This window comes from Picosynechococcus sp. PCC 8807 (assembly GCF_001693295.1).
In the GTDB taxonomy this organism is placed as follows: domain Bacteria; phylum Cyanobacteriota; class Cyanobacteriia; order Cyanobacteriales; family MRBY01; genus MRBY01.
In genome coordinates, this window is the sequence record NZ_CP016483.1 from 1,657,444 (window position 1) to 1,672,407 (window position 14,964).

The 14,964-nt window shown below is 49.1% G+C and carries 21 protein-coding genes; 10 read left to right on the forward strand and 11 right to left on the reverse strand.

Annotation, left to right across the window (positions count from 1 at the left end; translation table 11 throughout):
- Positions 1-120: 120 nt before the first annotated feature.
- Together AWQ24_RS07930 and AWQ24_RS07935 are read left to right on the forward strand one after the other, a co-directional pair.
- Positions 121-375: a type II toxin-antitoxin system HicA family toxin gene (locus AWQ24_RS07930; RefSeq protein ID WP_065717338.1), complete on the forward strand. Its 255-nt coding sequence runs from the start codon at positions 121-123 to the stop codon at positions 373-375.
- Positions 372-719, forward strand: a complete 348-nt coding sequence (locus tag AWQ24_RS07935; protein WP_065716486.1) for a type II toxin-antitoxin system HicB family antitoxin — start codon at positions 372-374, stop codon at positions 717-719. Before AWQ24_RS07930 ends, AWQ24_RS07935 begins: the two co-directional genes overlap by 4 nt.
- Positions 720-769: 50 nt before the next feature.
- On the opposite strand, the gene gatC is transcribed toward AWQ24_RS07935, so the two are convergent.
- On the reverse strand, positions 770-1,063 hold the full coding sequence (gene gatC, locus AWQ24_RS07940; RefSeq protein WP_062434216.1) for an Asp-tRNA(Asn)/Glu-tRNA(Gln) amidotransferase subunit GatC: 294 nt from the start codon (positions 1,061-1,063) through the stop codon (positions 770-772).
- 52 nt (positions 1,064-1,115) lie between these two features.
- The gene (locus AWQ24_RS07945; protein WP_065716487.1) at positions 1,116-1,637 is read right to left on the reverse strand and encodes a photosystem I assembly protein Ycf3; all 522 of its coding nucleotides are present in this window, start codon (positions 1,635-1,637) and stop codon (positions 1,116-1,118) included.
- A gap of 68 nt (positions 1,638-1,705) precedes the next feature.
- Here AWQ24_RS07945 and holA point away from each other — a divergent pair, with 68 nt between their 5' ends.
- Both holA and AWQ24_RS07955 read left to right on the forward strand, forming a co-directional pair.
- On the forward strand, positions 1,706-2,686 hold the full coding sequence (gene holA, locus AWQ24_RS07950; protein ID WP_065716488.1) for a DNA polymerase III subunit delta: 981 nt from the start codon (positions 1,706-1,708) through the stop codon (positions 2,684-2,686).
- Between the two features lie 120 nt (positions 2,687-2,806).
- Complete coding sequence (locus AWQ24_RS07955; protein WP_065716489.1) at positions 2,807-3,292, forward strand: DUF4168 domain-containing protein; 486 nt, start codon at positions 2,807-2,809, stop codon at positions 3,290-3,292.
- A 137-nt stretch (positions 3,293-3,429) separates the two neighbouring features.
- On the opposite strand, the gene AWQ24_RS07960 is transcribed toward AWQ24_RS07955, so the two are convergent.
- The 4 genes from AWQ24_RS07960 to AWQ24_RS07975 all read right to left on the reverse strand — a co-directional run bounded on the left by AWQ24_RS07960 (position 3,430) and on the right by AWQ24_RS07975 (position 6,236).
- Entirely contained in the window at positions 3,430-4,299 is an 870-nt protein-coding gene (locus AWQ24_RS07960; RefSeq protein ID WP_030007031.1) for a M48 family metallopeptidase, read from the reverse strand.
- Between the two features lie 136 nt (positions 4,300-4,435).
- Complete coding sequence (locus tag AWQ24_RS07965) at positions 4,436-4,669, reverse strand: hypothetical protein (RefSeq protein WP_223209913.1); 234 nt, start codon at positions 4,667-4,669, stop codon at positions 4,436-4,438.
- Between the two features lie 274 nt (positions 4,670-4,943).
- Positions 4,944-5,228: a DUF2470 domain-containing protein gene (locus AWQ24_RS07970; protein WP_012307185.1), complete on the reverse strand. Its 285-nt coding sequence runs from the start codon at positions 5,226-5,228 to the stop codon at positions 4,944-4,946.
- Between the two features lie 84 nt (positions 5,229-5,312).
- On the reverse strand, positions 5,313-6,236 hold the full coding sequence (locus AWQ24_RS07975) for a TIGR01777 family oxidoreductase (RefSeq protein ID WP_065716490.1): 924 nt from the start codon (positions 6,234-6,236) through the stop codon (positions 5,313-5,315).
- Between the two features lie 147 nt (positions 6,237-6,383).
- Between AWQ24_RS07975 and AWQ24_RS07980 the strand changes: the two genes are divergently transcribed.
- Complete coding sequence (locus AWQ24_RS07980; protein WP_065716491.1) at positions 6,384-6,884, forward strand: HNH endonuclease; 501 nt, start codon at positions 6,384-6,386, stop codon at positions 6,882-6,884.
- Positions 6,885-6,896: 12 nt separating this feature from the next.
- Here AWQ24_RS07980 and AWQ24_RS07985 read toward each other — a convergent pair whose 3' ends face one another.
- The 4 genes from AWQ24_RS07985 to AWQ24_RS08000 form a co-directional block, all read right to left on the reverse strand.
- Positions 6,897-8,159 carry an efflux RND transporter periplasmic adaptor subunit gene (locus tag AWQ24_RS07985; protein WP_012307188.1) on the reverse strand — a complete coding sequence of 421 codons (1,263 nt, stop codon included), beginning with the start codon at positions 8,157-8,159 and terminating at the stop codon, positions 6,897-6,899.
- A 57-nt stretch (positions 8,160-8,216) separates the two neighbouring features.
- Positions 8,217-9,434 carry an AI-2E family transporter gene (locus AWQ24_RS07990; protein WP_232308872.1) on the reverse strand — a complete coding sequence of 406 codons (1,218 nt, stop codon included), beginning with the start codon at positions 9,432-9,434 and terminating at the stop codon, positions 8,217-8,219.
- Between the two features lie 60 nt (positions 9,435-9,494).
- Positions 9,495-9,695 (reverse strand): hypothetical protein, encoded by a 201-nt coding sequence (locus tag AWQ24_RS07995; RefSeq protein WP_065716492.1) that lies wholly within the window; start codon positions 9,693-9,695, stop codon positions 9,495-9,497.
- A gap of 85 nt (positions 9,696-9,780) precedes the next feature.
- A complete protein-coding gene (locus AWQ24_RS08000; RefSeq protein ID WP_062436596.1) occupies positions 9,781-10,290 on the reverse strand; it encodes a response regulator in 510 nt (169 codons plus the stop codon).
- A 318-nt stretch (positions 10,291-10,608) separates the two neighbouring features.
- Between AWQ24_RS08000 and lipA the strand changes: the two genes are divergently transcribed.
- Together lipA and AWQ24_RS08010 are read left to right on the forward strand one after the other, a co-directional pair.
- A complete protein-coding gene (lipA, locus tag AWQ24_RS08005; RefSeq protein WP_065716493.1) occupies positions 10,609-11,511 on the forward strand; it encodes a lipoyl synthase in 903 nt (300 codons plus the stop codon).
- A gap of 129 nt (positions 11,512-11,640) precedes the next feature.
- Positions 11,641-12,153: a hypothetical protein gene (locus AWQ24_RS08010; RefSeq protein ID WP_030007023.1), complete on the forward strand. Its 513-nt coding sequence runs from the start codon at positions 11,641-11,643 to the stop codon at positions 12,151-12,153.
- Positions 12,154-12,204: 51 nt separating this feature from the next.
- On the opposite strand, the gene nfi is transcribed toward AWQ24_RS08010, so the two are convergent.
- The gene (gene nfi / locus AWQ24_RS08015; RefSeq protein ID WP_062434234.1) at positions 12,205-12,885 is read right to left on the reverse strand and encodes a deoxyribonuclease V; all 681 of its coding nucleotides are present in this window, start codon (positions 12,883-12,885) and stop codon (positions 12,205-12,207) included.
- A 188-nt stretch (positions 12,886-13,073) separates the two neighbouring features.
- Here nfi and AWQ24_RS08020 point away from each other — a divergent pair, with 188 nt between their 5' ends.
- The 3 genes from AWQ24_RS08020 to AWQ24_RS08030 all read left to right on the forward strand — a co-directional run bounded on the left by AWQ24_RS08020 (position 13,074) and on the right by AWQ24_RS08030 (position 14,828).
- Positions 13,074-13,817 (forward strand): hypothetical protein, encoded by a 744-nt coding sequence (locus tag AWQ24_RS08020; RefSeq protein ID WP_065716494.1) that lies wholly within the window; start codon positions 13,074-13,076, stop codon positions 13,815-13,817.
- A gap of 106 nt (positions 13,818-13,923) precedes the next feature.
- Positions 13,924-14,220 carry a hypothetical protein gene (locus tag AWQ24_RS08025; RefSeq protein WP_232318792.1) on the forward strand — a complete coding sequence of 99 codons (297 nt, stop codon included), beginning with the start codon at positions 13,924-13,926 and terminating at the stop codon, positions 14,218-14,220.
- Between the two features lie 143 nt (positions 14,221-14,363).
- On the forward strand, positions 14,364-14,828 hold the full coding sequence (locus tag AWQ24_RS08030; protein ID WP_143596765.1) for a hypothetical protein: 465 nt from the start codon (positions 14,364-14,366) through the stop codon (positions 14,826-14,828).
- The last annotated feature ends 136 nt before the right edge of the window (positions 14,829-14,964 follow it).

Sequence of the window (14,964 nt, forward strand, 5' to 3'; positions counted from 1 at the left end):
GTCAAAATGACCAGGCATATATTTTAACTGCGACACTCCTCACGATGAAATTACTGTGGCGCTATGTTCTGGCATCATATTTTGGTACTTTTTTGTAGTACCATCGAGGTGCTTAACAAAATGAAGCGTAGAAACAGTAAAACCCTAGCGCTTATTTTCCAAAGGCCCATCAGTGGCAACATTGCCTGGTCTGACATCGAAGCACTCTTTCTGGAACTAGGAGCAGACATTTCTGAGAGGAGTGGCTCACGAGTTGCGGTGATTCTCTTTGGTGAAGTGCGGGTTTTTCATCGACCTCACCCTTCCCCTACAACTGATAAAGGAGCCGTTGCCAGTATTCGGAAATGGTTAGAATCCCACGGAGTAAAGCCATGAACATGATGATTCTTGATGGTTATCGAGCAAAAATTGAGTATGACCCAGAACTTGACTTATTTCGCGGTGAAATCTTGGGGTTAAATGGTGGCGCAGATTTCTATGGCCGCAATCCCGAAGAACTCCGCCAGGAATTTAAAAATTCCCTCGCAGTATTTCTCGAAGTTTGTAAGGAAAAAGGCATTAGCCCCATCAAAGAATATTCAGGACGCTTTAACCTACGAGTTTCACCAGAGCTACACCGTGAAATCGCGATTTTGACGGCCAGCAAAAATACCAGCATCAATAGGTGGATTACCGAAGTTCTGCAAGAAGCGGTGCAATCTACTGATTATGCCCAATAAAAATTCCCCCGTCACCTGACAGGGGAATTGAGCAAAAACATAAATTTTAATTATTCGCTTTCGCCGAGGATCTTGGGGACTCGGAAATAATCATCTTCGCGGTCTGGGGCATTATCGAGTAAAAGTTGGCGATCGCCAAAGGTTTTTTGCTCATCGGCGCGGGTAATATTACTCACGTCAATGGCTCTGGTGGTCGGCTCCACATTGTCCGTATCCAGTTCGCTGAGTTGTTCGACATAGTCTAAAATCGCGCTGAGTTGGGAGGGTAAGCGCTGTTCCTCTTCTGGCGTTAATTCCAAACGTGCTAAATGGGCAACCTTGCGAACCTGTTCAAGATCAATCATGTTTAAATTCTCAATGTAAATGCTTACTTTAAAGTTTCGATCACTAACTCAGTTAGAAAAAGACGTCCATTTCCGAGCGGCCGGTGGTTTTCAGCCAGTTTTGCGCTTCGATGTAGTTGTTCGGCGCGATGCGGATCGCCTGCTTCCAATATTCTGCGGCCTTATCAAAGAGCGCTTCTGATTCGTCTTCATTGCCAGATTGCTTTGCTTTTTCGCCTTGGTAGTGATAGACCACCGCAATATTATTTAGGGCCTGGGGCATCCGGGGATTGAGATCAATGGCTTCGTGGTAGAGTTCTAGGGCTTTGTTGTGATCGCCGTTGCTGGCATAGATTAGGCCCATATTGTAGAGGACATAGCTACGATCATTGGGGTCATCTTCAAGCCTCAGGGCTTCTTCGTAGTTTTCGAGGGCTTCGGAATATTCCCCATCGGCTTGGGCCGACATCCCATCGCGATAATAAGCAAAGGCTTCTTTGGAACGATTATTGGTGGGCAGAATTTTGAGGATGATATCGGCCATCACCGTAAAGCTTTTGTCGATGAAATTATCGTTGCGCTGTGTTCTGGGCATAATGGTTACGTTGCGAGGGATGCTCTATTTACTTTACCTTGATTTGTTTGTGATTTTAGCGGATTGCGATGGCGGTGTATTTTTTCTGGGGAGAGGATGATTTTGCGATCGCCCAAGCGGTGGATCAGATTAAGCAATCGGTTTTAGATCCGGCATGGCTATCGTTTAATTTTCAGACCTACGACGGCAGTAAAGAGGAAAGTATCATCGATGCGCTGAACGAGGTAATGACGCCGCCCTTTGGTATGGGAGGACGGTTAATTTGGCTGAATGAAGCGACCCTGTGCCAATCTTGCTCGGATAGTCTTTTGCAGGAATTGCACCGGACATTACCCGTGATTCCCGAAAGTTCACACCTGTTAATGACGAGCCGTAAAAAACCAGATAAGCGGCTAAAATCGACAAAATTTATCCAGGAACACGCGAAAGTACGGGAGTTTTCGCCGATTCCCCCGTGGCAGACGGAAGCCCTTGCAGATCGCGTTAAAGCAACAGCGCGGGAATTGGGGGTGAATTTAGATCGACCAGCAACGGAATTGCTCGGTGAAGCGGTGGGTAATGATACGCGACGACTCTGGAATGAGTTAGAAAAGCTCAAGATTTATCAGGGGAGCCGGACACAACCGTTAACACAAGTAGAAATTCAGCAACTGGTGGCAGCAACGAACCAAAATAGCTTGCAACTCTGTGAGGCGATCCGGGAAGGCAATGGTGGTTTAGCGATTCAATTGGTGGGGGAACTGTTGGCGCAAAATGAGCCTGCCCTGCGGATTGTGGCGACGTTGGTCGGTCAATTCCGGATGTGGACAATTATTAAGGTAATGATCGAAGCTGGGGAACGGGACGATCAGGCGATCGCCAAACTCGCGGATCTCAAGAATCCCAAACGATTATATTTTCTGAAAAAGGAAATTTCCCGGTTGCGGGGTCAGCAACTCCTCAAAACCCTACCGATTTTGTTAGAACTCGAAGCCGGACTGAAACAAGGGGCGATCGCCGAGGAAATTCTCCCGACTAAAATTCTCGAACTCTGTCAGCATTTCCGCTAAACCCTTGCAACCATGGCAGAAAAAAGTTGCCCCCTGGAACTTCCCTCCCTAAAACCTATTCTTTAATATTAAATACGTTTAAAATTTGCCATCGCTGATTTTTATTCCCCATCGGTCATTATGCTTTTACCCCGTCGCTTCCAAGATTATTTGCTGGGCAGTTGCCTTACCCTCAGCGCCCTGGGCTTGGGGCTAGCGCCCCAATTAACCCTCAAACCGGAAATTCTTGGCTGGCAAAATCAGGCGATCGCCCAACAACCGAGCACCGCAGACATTAATCGCTATGCCGAAGCCTATCTGGCGATCTACGGCAACAACAGCATGGATAATCTCTTGTTGGAAGTCGAAAATCTCATTGGCCGCAAACCGGACTGGGAAATTCGCTGCGATCAGCCCCAGAGTATTAACCGTCTCAATAACCGTGCCGCCATTGGGAAGGTGCGTAACTACTGCAACAATGTCTTGCCCAACCTCATTGACGACATTATGCCCCGCAGCACCTTTAATCGCATTAGTAATCAGTTGCCCAATAATCCGACTCTCCAGGAACAAATTCAGGATGCCATGTTCGATATCCTCAAACAAAAACAGGGCGGCGGCCGTTAACTAACTCGCCCGCATATATCGAACAAAATTCCCTTCCCCCAGCACCATGGGGGGATTTTTTTGCCCATAGGTACAACACACAAAAGGCGATCGCCAAGGAAAGCGATCGCCTAAAAACTGAGTTAAAAACCAACCATTTAGAGCAGGGGCGACAGACGACTCCGATAACGTTGCTGATTTAACCCCTCCGCATAGAGCGAACCTTGGGGATTCCCCGAATAACGGGCGGCTTTATTTTGGAGTCGCACAATTCGATCATTGGTGGCTGGGTGGGTACTCAAAAATTCCGGGGGACGACCACCACCACTGTTGGCTGCCATCAACTTTTTCATAAATGAAGCCATCGCCTCTGGGGCATAGCCGACCCGGGTCAACATATTAAAACCAAGATCATCCGCTTCCGTTTCGTCACTGCGACTGTTGGGATAATCAACGGCGATCGCCACCCCCAACTGGACAATCTGACTACTATCCAAGCCCGTCGCCGCCAAAATCCCCTGGTTCCGGGCCTGCATTCTCATCTGTTCTAGGGAATGTTTCGCCGCAATGTGACCAATTTCATGGCCAATTACACTAGCAAGTTCTGCCTCATTAGCGGCGGTTTTAATTAGCCCTGTGTTGATGTAGTTGTAGCCCCCCATGGTGGCAAAGGCATTCACGCTGTCATCTTCGACGACAAAGAATTTGTAATTTAAATTTGGGCGTGTGCTTTGGCGCGCTAAACGTTGGCCAATTTCGTTGATGTAGCTCACAACCCGCTGATTTTGATAGAGTTTAACCTGGCCAGAACGGGTCAGTTCATTGTGAATTTGTTGACCAAAGTCTTGTTCCTGGGCATCTGAGAGATTGGAGATTTGATAACTCTGCACCCCCCAAATTAGAACGCCCCGCAAAAGATTTTCAAAAAAACCCGCTTGGCTAACGGTGGGTGTCGCAAGGTTGACGCTGATCGCGACAATGCAGGCTAATAGGCCATACATCCAGCGGTTTTTTCGACGATGCAACATGATGCTTGTGTTCCTGTGGCTGTTTTGAATAGGGAAGGTAGATTGGCTAACAAACCGAAGGCTTGTCTTTTTCTATAGTAACCAATCGCAATTTTCCGTTATGTTCTCAGACGGTCGCCCCCAGGACTTTAGTTCCTTAATTCATGTTTTGGTAATAGTAAAAGTTAAAGGTTTCAAACATACCGCCGACGAAACCACAGGCGATCGCAATGACTAAGACCCCTTCCCAAATGCGTCCATTACCAAAAACTTTTAGCACATTCCCAAAGGCATCCGTTAACAATTCAACAGTTACCCCAGGGAAAATCCCCACCGCCGCACAGAGGGTCAAAAGTAAACCGCAAACCACCATCGGTGCCAAAAAGCTCATCGTGACGGTGATACACAGTGAAGGAAAAAATCTAGGGGTCGCTTTCATAAGTCAGGGGATCCTTAGGCACAAGCACTCGTTTTCTTTAGGATATGGCGCGTTGAGCTGACTTTAGAGTAGCCAATTAAACGGAATGCATACTATAAAGGACATGATTCTTAAATGTTTATAAAATTTTGAGATATGCCAGACCACCAAAAAGCCGCCCATCCCCACAGAACGCTTAGGATAGACGACTTTAGACAAATTATGGTGTAAGTTGCTGGGAGTTTGTTTAGGTGGGATTGCCTTGGGCTGCTTGCATCATTTCCACTAAAACAGTGTGGGCCTCCTTAGCATTGGCTAAAGTTTTTGGAAAAGGGATGCGTACCGCTTCTGTGCCGGTGGTATCAGTCACTTCAAGGGCCATCCCCGTTTCATCCAGGGACAACATTTTTGCGGCTTCTGCGCGATGGCACTGGCCAAAATGTTTCGCGTACAGGAGAACCGCGTCGCCATGGTCTTTGTTCATGTGGTTACAAATGCGATCACTCACGGCGGAGGTAATAATTTCAGACATGGTTTGTAAAAAAATACGATAAATCTTTATCAAAAATGATAGGGTGCCAAACAAAAAAGTATGGATTGCCATCCTGTTGAAAGATTAATGTGCCAATAAATCAACCAGGGCAGCTTTGAGATCCGGAAATTTAAACTGGAAGCCAGCCTCTTCAGTTCGTTTGGGTAGCACTTTTTGCCCTTCTAATACGACTTTCGCACCATCGCTGAGGAGTAATTCTAAAACAAAGCCTGGTACCGGGAGCCAAGCAGGACGTTTCATTACAGAGCCTAGGGTTTGGGCGAGGGTTTCCATTGTGACTGGATTGGGGGCAGTGCCGTTGTAGGTGCCTTGCCAATCGACTTGAGTAAGGGCCATTTCAATCAAGCTAACGAGATCATCGCGGTGAATCCAAGAAACCCACTGCTTACCTGTGCCGAGGGGGCCGCCGACAAAAGTATTGAAAGCGAGAATCATCTTGGCGAGGGCTCCTCCTTCTTTGGTGAGGACAATCCCAAACCGGAGAATGACGGTACGAATGCCGTGGTTTTGGGCTTCTAGGGCCGCCGTTTCCCATGCTTGACAAACGTCTGCGAGGAAGTCGTTACCGGGAGGGCTCGTTTCAGTGTAGATGGCGGTTTCACTGGTGCCGTAATAGCCGACGGCAGAGGGATTAATGAGTACCTGGGGTTTTTGGTCAGCTTTGGCGATCGCCTCGACGATCTTTTCTGTCCCCCCCTGGCGACTATGGCGAATTTCCTGCTTATAGCTGGGTGTCCACCGTTGTTCCGCAATGGGAGCCCCAGCCAGATTCACCACCGCATCACAGCCAGAGATACAGTCCTGCCAGAGGCCTGACTCCGTGGGGGTATAGGCCACAATCTTGAGCTTTGGATAGGTAGAGGCTGGAAAAATGCCTTGGGCTTTGGCCTCACTGCGGGTCAAGACTAAAAGCTCATGGGCAGGGTACAAACGCTCAACCAAACGTTGCCCCACAAGACCTGTTGCACCAGTAATCGCAATTTTCATTGAAAAAAGTTTAAATCATCAAGGATATACACAAATTGTGGCGTAATGGCCCCAGTGGCGACAACGCCCCCTGTCTTTGAGAGCTGTGCTAGCATAGGCGGAAATATTGAGTCTAGCGTCTTTTTTTACAAAGATTACGGGAAAAATATGGCCAAGGTATTGGTGCTAAATGCCTCTTATGAGCCGCTCAACATTACCAGTTGGCGTCGGGCAGTGGTGCTGTTGCTCAAAGACAAGGCCGAAAGCCTAGAACACAATGGCCGCGTCATTTACCAGAATTTTCCTCTCCCCACCGTCATTCGCCTGCGCCACTACATTAAGGTGCCCTACCGCGAGATTCCCCTCACCCGTAAAAATATTCTGGAACGCGATCGCCACACCTGCCAATATTGCCGTAAGCGTGGCGAGCAACTGACTCTTGACCACATTATTCCGCGATCGCGGGGTGGCATAGACAGTTGGGAAAACCTCGTCACCGCCTGCATGCGTTGTAATGTGCGTAAGGGTAATCGCACTCCTAAAGAAGCGGAAATGGAGTTACTGATCCAGCCGCGCAAACCCCACAGTAGCCTTTATTTCGAGCTTTTGAAATATACCCGGGATGACCTTAACCACGAATGGCGCAAATATGTGATCGGCATTAACTAAATCCCTAACGCTTTACTGGAAGACTTCTTCGGTTTGGGGGAAGACAGGGGTGCCATCAGTCAAATTGAGAATGCCCGTGGTAATCACCTGTTCCCCGGTGGTTAATCCTTCTAACACCTGATAGCGATCGCCTTCAATGGCACCTAACGTGACGGATTTTTGGACGGCAATCAGGGGGGGATCGTTTTCCCCTTGGGCGTCGGGATTGGGGGCAGTGACAAAGACAAAAGTTTCTGCGCCAATGCGGGATACAGCCGTGACAGGCACCGAAACCCCGGTTTGCTGACTCAGAATCAGTTTGGCCTTGACCAGTTGCCCCGTGAAAAGGCGATTGTCAGGGTTATCGAAGCTGGCCTTCGCCAAGATGGTTTGGGAGGTAAAGTCTACTTCTGGGGAAATAAAACTTACTTGACCCCGACCCACGGTTTCGAGGGTGCGATAATCGATCAGCTCGACGGGGAGGGAGAGACGCAGATCGGGGGCCTGCTCGATGGGCACAAAAAAGTTAAGACTCAGGCGTGTATTTTGGGCAATGGTGGCAATGGTGGCTCCCTGTTCGAGGTAGTCTCCTTGTTGCACGGTTAAGTCGCCGATGGTGCCCGCAACGGGGGCTGTTACTTGGGTTTCCCGGAGATCTTCATTGGCGATCGCCACCGTATTGCTTGATTGGCGGAGGGTGGCTTTGGCTTGATTTACACTTGCTTGGGCAGCCTTGATCCGTTGATTGATGGTATTTAGCCGCGCCTTGGCCACCTCTAGATCCCGTTGGCTCTGGTCGAGATCCCGCTGGGGTAAAGCCCCGGTATCCACTAGGCTTTTAATCCGTTGGAGATCCTGTTCCCGGAGTTTTAAGTCGGCTTGGGTCTCTAGTTTTTCCGCATTGACAGCACTGAGTTGGGCTTCGGCATTTGCTTGGGCGGCCCGGGCTGCTTCTACCCCAGCGATCGCCTGTTGCAAAGAAGCCTGACTGCGTTCTGATTTGAGGGTCAAAATGGGCGTTCCTGCCGTGACAGTATCCCCCTCTTGGATTTGAATGGCTTGAATAATGCCGTCTACTTCTGGTTTGAGGGTCACGAGATTATCCGCTTCTAAAACCCCCACGTATTCAGTGGTAGTGGCGAGCAGATCTGAATCTAAGGTTTCAAATTTTACTGGTACTCCCTGGGGAGTTTGGGCTTGGGGCGGTGGCCCACCACAACCACTAAGACTCACGGCACAGCTGACAACTAGACCTAAGACCACTGGCGATCGCCAATCACTCCGGGACGCACCCATACATCAATTCCTCAACCAGAATAAAATCACTCCTAATAAGGGTACACAAAGTTTCCCTTAACTGGGGGACTCCGGCGGATGATCCGTCGGCAATTCGGGCGTTTTTGCTTCCGGTTCTGGCGCTACGGATTGGCTGGTTTCAATACCCACAATTCCGGAGACCATCGCCAGCACTTGGCCTTCTTCCCTCGCCTGCCAAGGGTCTAAAATATCTTTGATCAATACCTCTCGAACGATCACTTGACCGATAACCGCTAGGGGTAACGCCAAGAACAGCCCCAAAAACCCCAACTGCAATGTCACCGCAAACAAAACCTGGGCCAAAAGCGTTACGGCAGGGAGTAGGGAGACTTGCCGGGCCATTACCCAAGGGGTTAAAACATTTCCCTCTACCTGCTGAATTACAAAGTATAAGATTAAAACTGCCCAGATTTTCCACGGGGCTTCTAACAGAGCAATGAGGATGGGAGGAATTACGCTCAAAGCCGGGCCAATATTGGGAATAAAGGTCAGTAAACCAGCCAAAATCGCCTGGGGCAGAGCCAATGACAGCCCCAAAATCGAAAGACCCACATAGCTCAGGATGCCAATACAAAACATATTGAACATAATGCCTGCGACCCAGCCTTTGAGATCGGCGTCGCAGAGGGTGAGGATTTCGTCTGCCCGACGGCGATAAAAAGAAGGAAACAAACGGATAAATCCCTGGCGATAGGGTTGGGGATCTGCCAGAAACATCAAGGTTAAAACCGTGAGCAGCAAGACATTTAAAAGTACCTTGAGGGAGTCGGAAAATAAACTCCAGCCGCGATTGAGCAGCTCATTGAGCAGGGTCGGGATTTGGGGGATCACCTCATCGAGATTCGGCAGTTGTTCACTGATCGGCAGACCAAAGTTTTCTTCAATTTTGAAAATTTGGGAATCTAACCATTCATCGATTTCATAAAAGCCTGTGTTAAGCTTGCTAAACAAAATTTGGAACTGGCCAATAAAAGGCGGAATGACGATGGTGAAGGCGAGCCAGAGGATCAATACCACCATAAACAGAGCAGTAAATACGGCGAAGGAACGCCCCATTCGCAGTAACGGTTGGTTGAAACGGGCCGCAAGGCGATCGCCCCAGGTTTGCAGCTTGATCACCAGCACATTGAGGGCATTAGCCAGGATCACTGCCGTGAGCAACAACAGTAAAAACGCTTTAATTTGCCAGAGAATATACAGGGAACTCAGAAGAACAATGAAGCCACTCCATTTCCGAAAATCCACGTTACTCACACGCCTCAAGTTAGTGCTGTTGTTTTGATTATGTCTTAGTTTTGACTAACCCTTGCCCTTTTAGGAAGTCTGGGACGTACTCCGCCACCACAATAGCCCGGCCATCACCATCGCTGGGAGTAAAATTGCCGCCAAAGCACCGCCATTAGATGGGGCGATCACCGCTAGGTTGAAACCATAGGGCAGACCATACTTGATTAACGCTGCCCCCACCGCCGAAATCACCAACACCTTAACTAAAGAAGAAAGCTGTGCACCCATCGAAATTATTGTCCCTTGATGTTTTCGCCAATGATCATCTGGTCGGCAGTTCAACAAATACAAATATTGGTCAAGTTTAGCGATTCTACTTCAACTTCTGTTTCACGAAATTGACCAACTGTCCCATTTGTTTTCTGAGCAGATCGATTTCTCCTTGGAGGGCATTTACCTTCGCCTGTAACGCCACGATTTCTGCCGCCATTGGGTTTCCCGTTGTGCTCGCGCTGAGGGAAGAAGGAGAAACTTCTGGGATTGTTTGGGCCTGTTTTTTCGCCTTCGCCATCGCATCTTTGATCGCGTTGATCAGTTGCTTTTGGTCAAAGGGCTTTTCGATGAATGAAAACAGTTCAAAGGGTTCCGGGAGCTTTTCGGTGACTTCTTCCTTGCGGCCAGACATCAGCACGAGAGGGATTGCCTTTAGTTCCGGGCGTTTTTGAATTTCTTGGTATACTTCCCAGCCGCTCATCTTCGGCAGCAGAAAATCCAACATGATCAGATTGGGATGTTCCGTATTGATGAGATTGAAGCCCTCAAGTCCATTCTTGGCCTCAATGACTTCAAAATTCCCCTCTGGCAGCATATCCTTGACCCGCATACGGATCACCTTGCTGTCGTCAATCACTAGGATTTTGTGGGTCACAACATACTCCTTCACAACATAAAATAGCTGGCTGGGTCGTCTCTATGATGGCGTGAGCTTGGTAAAAATTTTAAAAGCTTCAACCAAGATTTACGATCATCTAGAAGTTAAGCGATTGAGTTTTCCTCAGTTTGACATACTCATCGACCTGAAGCCACCGTGACTTTGATCACTGGGTTAGCCCCGTACCTGGGGATGTTGGGTTAACTAGATTTTCAGTAAACTAATTCTAAAAATCCCAGAACTTTCCTCAACAGCGTTTTTATAAAAATTATGGCTTCTTCTGCGTCTCACTCCTCCAGCGCCCCGATTTTGCCCATGCCCAGTTGGGTCAAAGCTCCCCTCGGTAAAGCCAGTGAGATCTCGACAGTCCAGCGAATCGTTAAGCAACGGGGCATTCACACTATCTGCGAGGAAGGGAAATGCCCAAATCGGGGTGAGTGTTACGCCAATAAAACCGCAACATTTTTATTGATGGGGCAAGTGTGTACTAGGGCCTGTGCGTTCTGTCAGGTGGATAAAGGCCAAATCCCCCTCCCCCTTGACCCGGAGGAACCCCAAAAAGTGGCGGAGTCGGTGCAGCTGTTGGGACTGAGTTATGTGGTGTTGACTTCGGTGGCGCGGGATGACCTTGCCGATGGGGGAGCTGGCTGGTTTGTGGCGGTAATGGCCGCGATCCGGGCTGAAAATCCAGGGACACAAATTGAAGTGCTGACCCCAGATTTTTGGAGTGGGAAAGGGGCAGAAACAGCCCAGACAGAACGGGTAAAAACGGTGGTGGCAGCGCAACCGGCTTGTTACAACCACAACATTGAAACGGTGGCAAGGCTCCAGGGCCCTGTGCGGCGGGGGGCAAAATATGGGCGATCGCTCCGGGTTTTGGAATTGGTGAAAGCGTGCAATCCTGAGATCCCAACGAAATCGGGCTTAATGCTCGGTCACGGGGAAACGGAGGCAGAAATTATCGAAGCGTTGCGGGATTTACGGGCCGTGGGCTGCGATCGCCTTACCCTAGGCCAATATATGCGCCCATCCCTAGCCCATTTACCCGTACAAAAATATTGGACACCGGCAGAATTTGAACACCTAGGGGCGATCGCCAAGGAAATGGGCTTTTCCCATGTGCGTTCAGGGCCTCTGGTGCGTAGTTCTTACCATGCTGGTGAATCGCTCTAAAAGCAGCTGAGAGTATTGCGATTTATGAAAGAGTATTACTAGATTATGTCGTTTTGGGACAATGCTACCGATGGGGTTCCCTAAGCTTTTAAGCTAAAAAAGTAAGGCCCAGTTTCGGGAGAAGAAACTATGTTCAACTATGCCCTCAAAAAGCAACCGTTTTCCCTCAACTTATCGGCTATTGTCATGACCATCTTGGGGTTTTGGTTGAGTGCCTCTTTCCTCCTCGATTTTGTGATCATTCCTGTATTGTCCATGACCGGGATGATGGCCGACAGCGGTTTTATTAGCACTGGCTATGTTTTGTTTGAGGTGTTTAATCGTTTAGAGGTGGTCTGTGCCGCCGGAATTCTAACGATCTTTTTTGGGTTTAAATTTGAACATCTCTTTGGCGATCGCCAAGCCTTAAATGCCCTCGTCATTGCCAGTATTTTGTTAAATATTGCTTTGCTTTATACCTATTTGATTACGCCTCAACTGGCTGGCTTTGGCTTAGAAATGTCCGGCTTCAATGGCACGGCAACGATGCCTTTGCAAATGTCCGTGTGGCACAGTTTGTATTGGGTCTTAGAAGCCGCGAAATTTGTTTTGGGGATCACTTTGCTGCGGTGGTGCTACCGTCGGGCCTGTGCGATCGCCTAAATCGTCCATTCAGTTTTTTAAACAAATCGATGCCGCCCCAAGGCGGTTTTTTTATGGGAAATTAGGTTTTCGAGAAGCCAATTTATCCGCCAAGCGCGTTGGTTCTGGCAGACGGTATTTCGGCGTACAGGCGAGGACGAAATCAAGGGCTGTGGCTAAACTGATCCGATGACCCACAGAAATATAGAGGGGACGCACCTTCGTCCGACTCCGGAGCACTGCACCAATGGTTTCACCGTGATCCTGTAAAGGCACCCACTGCCCTTTTTCGAGGGGCACCTCTTGGTGGGTACCGATGTAGCGGGATTTTGCCACCCCAATCGTCGGTAAATCTAACAAGACCCCCAAGTGAGAGGCTAGCCCTAAACGGCGTGGATGGGCGTAACCTTGGCCGTCACAGAACAATAAATCTGGTAGATGCGTAATTTTTTCTAATGCCTCCAAAATGGCGGGCACTTCCCGAAAAGATAACAATCCCGGTACATAGGGAAAAGAAGTGGGACAGCGGGCGATCGCCGTTTCGAGGATCTCTAGATCGGGAAAGGACAAAACCACCACCGCCGCCCGTGTGATTGAGAAGCGCGCCTCAAAGCCCACATCCACCCCCGCAATGGTTTTGACGTTCGTTGGTAAGTCATCTTGAAGCACGATCCATTGCCTTAAAGACGTTTGAATCTCCCGGGCCACCCCAGGGGAAACATCCCAAGGATGACTGTGGTGTAAAACAAGCATTTATATAATTCCTCATCTGCATTTCGAGGGGTTTACGGGAAAAGTTTTGGCACAATTAACAAGTAACCGTTAAATTTCACCAATTAATTGAGAATCAATCTGGCACTTTCCTCTACACTGGAAGCAACTTTTTAAAACTTCATTTTCATCCACCCCCTACCCCAGCATTTTGTGTCGAGGTTTCCGCCATGCGTCAAGTATTTCTGTTGTTGCCCCTTGTTGCCGTGGGTTTAACGCTCGGGAGTTGCTCTTTATTGCCCGGTGGTGGCGATGATGAACCGACCCCGGAAACCCCCCAAACCACAGCACCGACTCCCGCTCCGGAGCCAGACGCTGAATTGTTTGCCCCCCCGACAACAGAAACATTGTCTTCTGTGCTGATCCCATCCACTGACCCTGATGCCCGTCGTCGGGCTACCACAGAAGGCCGCCCCGATCCCTTTGCGGATCTTTCCCTTGCGCCCCAGGTGACTTTAGCACCTCCCCCAGCTCCGACACCAACTACTTCTGGTGCACAACCGGGTGCCCCTGGCACGGCCAATGGCGCTGGCACTCCTGGACAAACCACCCCTGGTACAGCTCCTGGGAGCGTGGCGATCGCCCCACCGCCACCACCTCTAGACTTTAGCCCCATTCTTCCATCCCTACCAGAACCCACTGCCGCAAATAACACCAAAGTGACAGGGGTCGTACAGATCAATGGTATTGATTATGTGATGGTGGAATCCCCCGATGAGCGTTTTAGCCGTTATGTGAAGGTGGGAGACTACGTCGCCAATGGCCAGGTACTCGTCAAGGCGATCGCCTTTAATCGGGGCGTTCCCGTGGTCACCCTGGAGCAGTATGGCATGACAATTCAGAAAAAACTCAATGAAACTTCGGTGGCGAGTAATCCTGGCGAACGCACTGTGCCGACCTTAGAAGAAGGTTAAGCTCGTTCAAAAAACAGGCCAACCACCATCGAGATATTACCCCCCAAGGGGAGCGAACAAAACGGTACAATGCTCCTAAAGTTTGATGTGAAAAAGGATAGCGATTGTGACAACTCCGGGCACTGTAACAGAACTGATCACAGAACGTTTGCGGCGGGAGGATTTACCCCTGGCAATTTATCAGGAGGTGGCGGCCCATCTGCAACAGGTGCCCCAAGTACAGGTGGAATTAGAGTTGCGGCGATCGCCAAAATTTAATTATTTCCACAGTCAAATTGGGAAAATGCATCTACGTTATCCGGCGGATCTTCCCCAAGGCGATCGCCAACAAATTGAAGCAATTCTTTCCTTCTACGCCGGACGCTATGGTGCCTGGCAACGAGACAGCGTTACCCCCGAATAGAGCCGTCCTTCTCCACTAGAAACCCAATTCCTGGATGGAAATCCTACAATGGAGATGTAAAGAAACTTGGCAAACCCTTGATTTCTGTCTCCTAAGCGAGACTTTTTCAGGCAAGTTTCAAGCGTTTTGAGGAGTGCTCAACCATGAAAAAAATAATTGCTTTACTTAGCCTCGGTAGCGTTATGCTCACTGCCGGTGCAGCCCAGGCCCAAATCACTCCCACAAATCAATACAGTTACATTGGCGTTGCTGGTAATGTCGGTTTAACAGATCCCGATCGTAGTGTTGCCGATGATGGGGTCACGGTCATTAGTAAAATCGCGATTCTGAATAATTTATCCTTCCGCCCTGGCGTCAATTTCGGGGATGATACCTCTGTGACGCTACCAATCACCTATGACTTTGCGGGTCGGGGACGCGTCAATCCCTATGTTGGCGGCGGCATCGTCACAGATTCTGGCGATACAGATTTCTTGGCCACTGGCGGCTTTGACTACCGTTTCTCACGGGATTTTGTCGGAAATGTGGGGCTTAATGTCGGTTTTTCCGATGATGCAGATGTGGGCCTTACCCTAGGGGTTGGCTACGTTTTCCCCCGAAACCGTTAAGTTTTCATCTTAAAGGATTACCCATTAAGCCTTTAGACGTTACGAATTATGTTGATTTTCCGCCTCCCTATCCTGGGAGGTTTTTTCTCGGAGCCGCAAACTTTTATAGTGATCTGAGGCAGTTTTTGGACGAGCA

What these genes read in the sequence shown, in the direction of transcription:
- AWQ24_RS07930 (WP_065717338.1), top strand. Translation starts at nt 121, where the DNA reads ATGAAGCGTAGAAACAGTAAAACCCTAGCGCTTATTTTCCAAAGGCCC.
- AWQ24_RS07935 (WP_065716486.1), top strand. Translation starts at nt 372, where the DNA reads ATGAACATGATGATTCTTGATGGTTATCGAGCAAAAATTGAGTATGAC.
- gatC (WP_062434216.1), bottom strand. Translation starts at nt 1,063, where the DNA reads ATGATTGATCTTGAACAGGTTCGCAAGGTTGCCCATTTAGCACGTTTG.
- AWQ24_RS07945 (WP_065716487.1), bottom strand. Translation starts at nt 1,637, where the DNA reads ATGCCCAGAACACAGCGCAACGATAATTTCATCGACAAAAGCTTTACG.
- holA (WP_065716488.1), top strand. Translation starts at nt 1,706, where the DNA reads ATGGCGGTGTATTTTTTCTGGGGAGAGGATGATTTTGCGATCGCCCAA.
- AWQ24_RS07955 (WP_065716489.1), top strand. Translation starts at nt 2,807, where the DNA reads ATGCTTTTACCCCGTCGCTTCCAAGATTATTTGCTGGGCAGTTGCCTT.
- AWQ24_RS07960 (WP_030007031.1), bottom strand. Translation starts at nt 4,299, where the DNA reads ATGTTGCATCGTCGAAAAAACCGCTGGATGTATGGCCTATTAGCCTGC.
- AWQ24_RS07965 (WP_223209913.1), bottom strand. Translation starts at nt 4,669, where the DNA reads ATGAGCTTTTTGGCACCGATGGTGGTTTGCGGTTTACTTTTGACCCTC.
- AWQ24_RS07970 (WP_012307185.1), bottom strand. Translation starts at nt 5,228, where the DNA reads ATGTCTGAAATTATTACCTCCGCCGTGAGTGATCGCATTTGTAACCAC.
- AWQ24_RS07975 (WP_065716490.1), bottom strand. Translation starts at nt 6,236, where the DNA reads ATGAAAATTGCGATTACTGGTGCAACAGGTCTTGTGGGGCAACGTTTG.
- AWQ24_RS07980 (WP_065716491.1), top strand. Translation starts at nt 6,384, where the DNA reads ATGGCCAAGGTATTGGTGCTAAATGCCTCTTATGAGCCGCTCAACATT.
- AWQ24_RS07985 (WP_012307188.1), bottom strand. Translation starts at nt 8,159, where the DNA reads ATGGGTGCGTCCCGGAGTGATTGGCGATCGCCAGTGGTCTTAGGTCTA.
- AWQ24_RS07995 (WP_065716492.1), bottom strand. Translation starts at nt 9,695, where the DNA reads ATGGGTGCACAGCTTTCTTCTTTAGTTAAGGTGTTGGTGATTTCGGCG.
- AWQ24_RS08000 (WP_062436596.1), bottom strand. Translation starts at nt 10,290, where the DNA reads ATGCGGGTCAAGGATATGCTGCCAGAGGGGAATTTTGAAGTCATTGAG.
- lipA (WP_065716493.1), top strand. Translation starts at nt 10,609, where the DNA reads ATGGCTTCTTCTGCGTCTCACTCCTCCAGCGCCCCGATTTTGCCCATG.
- AWQ24_RS08010 (WP_030007023.1), top strand. Translation starts at nt 11,641, where the DNA reads ATGTTCAACTATGCCCTCAAAAAGCAACCGTTTTCCCTCAACTTATCG.
- nfi (WP_062434234.1), bottom strand. Translation starts at nt 12,885, where the DNA reads ATGCTTGTTTTACACCACAGTCATCCTTGGGATGTTTCCCCTGGGGTG.
- AWQ24_RS08020 (WP_065716494.1), top strand. Translation starts at nt 13,074, where the DNA reads ATGCGTCAAGTATTTCTGTTGTTGCCCCTTGTTGCCGTGGGTTTAACG.
- AWQ24_RS08030 (WP_143596765.1), top strand. Translation starts at nt 14,364, where the DNA reads ATGAAAAAAATAATTGCTTTACTTAGCCTCGGTAGCGTTATGCTCACT.